2 protein-coding genes are annotated in these 560 nt (G+C 59.5%); both read left to right on the top strand.

The window, feature by feature from the left end; genetic code table 11:
- Positions 1–320, top strand: a 320-nt coding sequence (locus tag V8352_RS21930) for a cbb3-type cytochrome c oxidase subunit I (RefSeq protein ID WP_336426368.1), incomplete at its 5' end; no start/stop codon positions are given.
- Between the two features lie 4 nt (positions 321–324).
- The coding region (locus tag V8352_RS21925) for a cbb3-type cytochrome c oxidase subunit II (RefSeq protein ID WP_336425745.1) at positions 325–560 on the top strand (236 nt) is incomplete at its 3' end.

Below are 560 nucleotides of genomic sequence, written 5' to 3'. Positions count from 1 at the left end.
TGGCTTGGCCCAAGGCAGTTGAATGGCACTTCTGGCTCGCGATTTCCGGCACACTCATCTACGTCGTCTCGCTATGGAACGCTGGCATCACCCAAGGGCTGATGTGGCGAGCCTATGACGAGAACGGGGCGCTTTCCTACAGCTTTGTGGAATCCGTTCAGGCCATGGCGCCCTATTACGCGGCCCGCACGCTGGGCGGCGCGCTGTTCCTGAGTGGTGCTGTAATCTGCGCGCTCAATTGCCGAGCCACGGCGCGCAGAGCGCAACCGAGCAATGAATCTGCCGCTGATCGCCCTCTAAACACCCAAGCAGCGGAGTAAGCTGATGCTGAAACTCCATTATAATCTTGAAAAAGCCTCGATGGGCCTGGTGGCCGGGATCATCATCGCCGCCTCGATCGGCGGAATCGTCGAAATCGCGCCTCTTTTCGTCATTGATGAGACCGTTGAGTTGCCGGATGACTTGCGTCCGCACACGCCGCTGGAACTGGCCGGGCGCGAAATCTACATCCGTGAGGGGTGCTATGCCTGTCACAGCCAGATGGTGCGCAGTCTCGCCGA

This window comes from Roseovarius sp. D0-M9 (assembly GCF_037083805.1).
GTDB lineage: Bacteria > Pseudomonadota > Alphaproteobacteria > Rhodobacterales > Rhodobacteraceae > Roseovarius.
Note: the sequence above shows the minus strand (reverse complement) of the source record. Positions and strands in the feature narration are given on the sequence as shown.